4 protein-coding genes are annotated in these 6,000 nt (G+C 40.5%); 1 reads left to right on the top strand and 3 read right to left on the bottom strand.

The genetic code is table 11. From position 1 onward, the window contains the following. Positions 1-145: 145 nt before the first annotated feature. Together FJR06_RS14875 and FJR06_RS14870 are read right to left on the bottom strand one after the other, a co-directional pair. Entirely contained in the window at positions 146-2,401 is a 2,256-nt protein-coding gene (locus tag FJR06_RS14875) for an EamA family transporter (protein WP_015078259.1), read from the bottom strand. Positions 2,402-2,776: 375 nt separating this feature from the next. After that, positions 2,777-4,021, bottom strand: coding sequence for an inorganic phosphate transporter (locus FJR06_RS14870; RefSeq protein WP_254434434.1), 1,245 nt, complete (start codon positions 4,019-4,021; stop codon positions 2,777-2,779). A gap of 129 nt (positions 4,022-4,150) precedes the next feature. Here FJR06_RS14870 and FJR06_RS14865 point away from each other — a divergent pair, with 129 nt between their 5' ends. Next, entirely contained in the window at positions 4,151-5,212 is a 1,062-nt protein-coding gene (locus FJR06_RS14865; RefSeq protein WP_015078261.1) for a class I SAM-dependent methyltransferase, read from the top strand. Between the two features lie 516 nt (positions 5,213-5,728). Here the strand turns inward: FJR06_RS14865 and patX are convergent. Continuing rightward, positions 5,729-5,965: a heterocyst-inhibiting protein PatX gene (patX, locus tag FJR06_RS14860; protein ID WP_015078262.1), complete on the bottom strand. Its 237-nt coding sequence runs from the start codon at positions 5,963-5,965 to the stop codon at positions 5,729-5,731. Positions 5,966-6,000 lie beyond the last annotated feature (35 nt).

Genomic DNA, 6,000 nt, shown 5'->3' with positions numbered 1-6,000 from the left:
TCAACTACATCCCATAGGGCATTTTCTGCGGCTCTGGATAGCTCACCTCTAATGCTGTCTCTTATACACATCTAGATGTGTATAAGAGACAGCTCCCCTACCTCCCCCACTCCCCTACCTCCCCCACTCCCCCTACCTCCCCCACTCATTCACTAGGTTGTAGCTGATTAGGTGTTTTTTTCAAGCTAATACTTGCTGCACCTACCGTAACCAAGATAACTCCGATCACTTGGGCAATATTTAGGGATTCTTGTAGCATTACCCCAGCAAAAATTACGGTTAAAATTGGGACTGTAGCTCCAATTAAAGAGGATACAGGAGTGCCTAGGTTACGAATGCCAAAATTATTGAATAAGTAACCGCACAAAGTCAAGACACCTAATATAAAAGCACTTAACACCAATTCCAGGATATTCGATGAGCTAATTGCTAAACCTAAATTACTGGGTAAAGGGATGATTAAGCAAATAAAACTTAATAACAACATGGTAGTGAAGTTAATTGAAGTCAAAGATACTGGATGTAGTTTGAGTTTAGTAGCGCATATTCTCGTCAGAATAACATAAATTGCAAATGCTATCCCGGACAGAATGGCCGTGGTGCTTCCTAGTGAGGTATTATTCACCCCTACAGACTGACTGCCTAAAACTAATAATTCACCACAAAAAATTGCTGCCATTGCCCCTGTTACCATTAAACTGGGACGTTCCTGAAATAGAACCCAGGATAGGAAGACACTCATAACTGGATAGATAAAGAAGAGGGCGATCGCTATTCCTGTTGTGACTTCACCGATAGCAATGTAAATAAATACCTGGGATAAAAATAATAAACAACCGCTAATTACTGACAAAAACAAGGACTGTTTAGTTTTGTTCTGAACAGGGGTTGCATTTGCCCGTAATGAAGCAAATAAATTTTCTAGCTCTTGCCAAATAGGAGGATGTAATATCGGCGATAAAAGTAACATTAATGGTACAACCACTAATAAACGTAGCATCAAAATTAAGAAAATATTCCCCAATGTGGGAAAGATTAACTGTTGGGTTGGCAATCCGCCCAAGGGGTTAGAAGCTGTAAAGAAAATTGCTTTAATTGCTACATTATAAAGAGACGAAACCACTGTAGACAAACAGATCAAGAGGAAACCTATTTGCAACTGTGACCAGTTGGGAGAGGTGCGGGATCTTTGTTGTCTAGGAGTTTCTGGTTGTCTAGGAGTTGCTGGTTGCTGAGGAGTTGCTGGTTGTTTAGGCGTTGTTTTTTGTTTAGATGTTGTTTCGCGCCTTAATTTTGGTGTTGGCGGTCGTCCTGTTGATAAATTAGGAGTTAAAACAGAAACTGGTTCAGGTTTTGTCTCTCCTAATGTTGGTGCTGTTAATACTTTAGAAGTCAAAACAGCACTAAGTTCAGAGTTTTTGTCTTCCAGTGATGTATCTGGATTTACGAAAGAACTGAGTTCAGGGCTTTGATTTTCCGGTATTGCTGGTAAATCTGGATTTACGAAAGAACTGAGTTCAGGGCTTTGATTTTCTGGTATTGCTGGTAAATCTGGATTTACGAAAGAACTGGGTTCGGGGCTTTTCTCTGTTGGTGAAGATAATATAACCGCATTGGCTGCTGATGTAGAATCACCCTGTGGGGATTGGTGAGGAATTAAAGTAACTGGTTCGACAATGATTTTTTGTGAGGATTTTTCCCCATTTCCATTTTGATGAGTTATGGCTTCACCACGCAGACTATCAGCTAGTTGTAAAACTGTGGGTGGGCCCCCTGTTATTACCTTGAGAGAGTTTGCATCTCGATTTTTTTCTACTTCACTGCGGAGACGATTTACAAATTCTGCTAATATTGCTTCCCCTTGCTGTTGTTGGCTATACATCCGTGACAACTGTTGGGAAAGATCACCTTGATAGTTTTTGAGTTCTTGTAATAGGGAATTAAAGGCAATAGTGACGTTATCATCCAGACTGTCTAGCATATTAGTGACATTCTGTCCGATTTCATTAACTGTATTATTATTTATTTGAGCATTTTGCAACGTGACTAGATCAGAGGGATTATATTCTACGGCTTGAGTAGCTAAAGTTTTTAGTGAGGATTGTAATTGGGAAGATATGTGTTTGGCTAAAACTTCTGCTAATTGACGGATTAATACTTGCTGTTCCGTAATTTGCCGTGATTGTTGTAACTGTTCTTTTTCCTCAATTAACTTTTGAATATCGGTAGATAGTCTGGTTTTTTCAATTTCTAAGCGTTTTACGTCTTCCTGTAACGACCTCAATAGATTTTGTTGAAGATTTTCTAAATCCTCAACTACATCCCATAGGGCATTTTCTGCGGCTCTGGATAGCTCACCTCTAATGCGTGGGTTTTCTGGTCGCTTCTCAAATCGCCCCATCAGTTTCTAGCCTCTAACACCTTGATGATTAAGTTGCTGCCCCGGATACCAGACCAACATCTGTATTAAGTTTCCTTGAGAAAAGACAGGAAACTGAACAATTTCACTGAACTTATAAATTTAATTAACTTATTACAAGATTATTATCTATCATTTTTTTCAGGAATGATAGTGATGAAAGTCTTACAAATGAATACCTAACTACAAGCATCAAATCAGTGCGGAATACCTATTGATTGATAGTTGCCATTGATTTTGCCTTTGGAACGAGGGGTCAGCCTATGGCCTTAACATCAGTCTTGTTGTTCTCGAAGAGCAAAAAGCTGTTAACTGGGTAGGAAGCCTATACTTACCCGCAAGGGAAGTGTAGGTAGTTCACTGCCAGAAAATTGCCATGAGGGTAAAAATAGTGGCACTCAGGGCGGCACTGATGGGGACTGTAATTAACCAGGCCGCAGCGATATTTTGGATAGTAGCAAATTTTATTGATTTAATGTTCTGTACCAGTCCAATACCCACAACTCCACCGACAAGGGCGTGGGAGGTGGAAACGGGTAAACCTAAGCGGGAAGCTATTAAGATGGTGATGGCTGTGGCCAGTTCGGCACAAAATCCGTTACTAGGTTCTAAGGAAATAATATTTTCGCCGATGGTAGCGATAACTTTTTTACCCCAAACTGCTAAACCTGCGACAATCCCCATCGCACCGAGAACTAGAATCCAGAGGGGAATGGTGAGTTGATCACTGGGGACTTTACCTTGTTGATTAATGTAGGAAATTACTGCTAGGGGGGCGATCGCATTACCAACATCATTAGAACCATGAGCAAAGGCCACGAAACAAGCACTCAAAACTTGAAATTTGGCAAATAAACCTTGAATTTTATTGTCAATTTGACTATTTGCCAATTGTCGCCAACTGATCAAAGTCAAGCTAATTGCAGCCATTCCACCGATGAATAGGGTGATGTCATGGGGGGGAATATTCAATTTTCCCTCTGTGAGTAAGAACTGACTCAGAGGTTGAGTGATTGTGGGGAGAACGATAATGCCAAATACACTCAATAGCAATGTACTTAACCAGGGAATCCATTCCTGTAACTGGGATAGGGGCTGGGGTTGGTTAAAAATCCAATGTTGAATCAGACTATAAAACCCAGCGGCGATCGCGCCACTAATTATTGGTGTTAAAATCCAGCCAATGGTAATTAAACCAATGGATGACCAATCTATTGCTTCTATTCCTAAAGCTACCCAACTAAAGCCAGCGATCGCTCCCACAATGGCATGAGACGAAGACACAGGTAAACCCCTAGCTGTAGCAATTTGTAGCCAGATCCCAGCCGTTAGCAGTACCGCTATCATTCCCATCACTAAAGTTTGTGGTGTCGTCACAAATAAGGCTGGATTAGCGATTTTCGTGCCAAGGGTAGATGTTACCTCTTGTCCAAACAAGACAGCACCCAGAAACTCTAACACCCCAGCAATAATGATTGCCTGTTTGAGCGTAATAGCCCCAGAACCCACAGAAGTTCCCATCGCATTAGCAACATCATTTGCACCCAAATTCCAGGCGACGTAGAAGGCTAGGAGGGCGACTGTCGTGGTTTGTATGTCCATAAAATAAACCATTCACACCTGTTAACAGGTAAAAATTGTGATGAATGATTTACATTTTCCATTTTTTTGGCTATAAAAATCTGGACGAGCTATAAAACTCGACACACTCAACAAAACTTAATTTTATCTATGTTTGATATTTTCACAAAATTAAGCTACCAAGCTCTGCAATCAGGGAAGAATTACTTTGCTTTTGCTCACAAAACCGTAAGTTCACAGATCAAAAACCTAATTTATCCATCACTTCAGCCCAATATCAGTCCTTTATCCCCGAAATTGCTCACACAACTTCAAGACAATATGAACCAGTTATTGGCAAGAGACTGGGAAGATAGTCAAGCAGGTGTGTATCCACAAAATTTATTATTTGATAATTCTTGGGACGATTTCTTCCGTTACTATCCATTAATATGCTTAGACTTACCAAACATCTGGGAACGCATTAAAAACCGAAAATATCAAGAATTTTCTCAAGAAATAGCCACAGACAACTATCCCAGCTACTATTTACAGAACTTCCATTACCAAACAGATGGCTATTTGAGTGAACTGTCCGCCAATTTATATGACTTACAGGTGGAAATTCTGTTTGGTGGCTCAACTGATGCCATGAGAAGACGCATCCTCTGTCCTCTCAAATCCCAACTAACAGCATTTGACCATATTCCCCAAGAACAACTCCGAGTCATAGATATTGCTTGTGGTACTGGACGAACACTGAAGTTAATCAGAGCAGCTTTACCCGACGTATCTTTATTTGGTATAGATTTATCCTCAGCCTATTTGCGGAAAGCCAACGAACTATTATCCCAAATTCCTGGAGAATTACCGCAACTCGTGCAAGGAAATGTCGAAGAGTTGCCTTATCGAGATAATTATTTTCATGGCACAACTTGTGTTTTTCTGTTTCATGAGTTACCAGCGGCAGTTCGTCAAACTGTAATTGAAGAGTGTTTTCGGGTCACAAAACCAGGAGGCGTTTTTATCATCTGTGATTCCATTCAAGAAAATGATCTACCGGAGATGGAATTAGTTGTCAAAAACTTCTCAGAGACTTTTCATGAACCTTATTACAATCATTACGTTACAGATAACCTGGTAGAGCGGTTAGAAAAAGCTGGATTTGAGCAAATAGAAACCCAAGTTCACTTCGTCAGTAAATATTGGATTGCTCACAAACCAAGTCACTAGAAATTCAGTATTCACAATGAAGGTTGATAACTAAGAAAAGTTTTCTTTTTCCTCACTTCCGGTAATTGTTCCCACCTACTAACGCCCAATGTGTACCGGGCGCGATTACCACAGGTGAGATTGGTACGTGTATTAGTGAATTGGTCACCAATACACGCCAAGGTTTGAGTAATTACCGGATGTTTTGATGAAATATTGAACAATTTTCGAGAGATGAAGTGCTGTAACTGTCTATGTTTTTAGCAGAGAAATTGCAATACTGATAGCTTGCGTGACGACGCAGTAGCCGTGGGACTGATCAAAGATATAGTGCTTGTAACTATCTATATCTGGTGTCAGTGAAAGGGAAATTTACAAACGATAGAATCAAACAAGTGTAGTGCTGTAACTGTCTATATCGTTTCGATTCAAGAAGTGGTATGCAGGATTTAAAAGATCCAATAATCCGGTAATATCATTTCTGGGTTGGCAGGTTTTACGCTTTGACGCTTCCATAACAGAACTGAAATTGCCAACTTATCCATCTAATCCTCTACGACCACTACCTCGGTGAGGATTGGGCTTTTCGGGTTGGTTGGGGCTAGGTTTGGAGTTATCAGCCAGGTTGAAACTCTGGTTTAACACCAAAGGTGAAAGCTGGTAATCGGACTTAGCCATTGACAGAGCGGAAAAACGAGTCTGTACTGCTTCGCAGTTAAAAGCTAAGGAGCCAAGGACCAGACTCGATACTAAAAGTGAAATGGCAGCACGCATAGTAGATGTCTATTTTAGAACTCTCTACTTCACTA

Source organism: Dolichospermum sp. UHCC 0352 (genome assembly GCF_009711925.1).
Lineage (GTDB): Bacteria > Cyanobacteriota > Cyanobacteriia > Cyanobacteriales > Nostocaceae > Dolichospermum > Dolichospermum lemmermannii.
The sequence above is the reverse complement of the archived record's forward strand: the minus strand, read 5'-3'. Positions and strand labels throughout refer to the sequence as shown.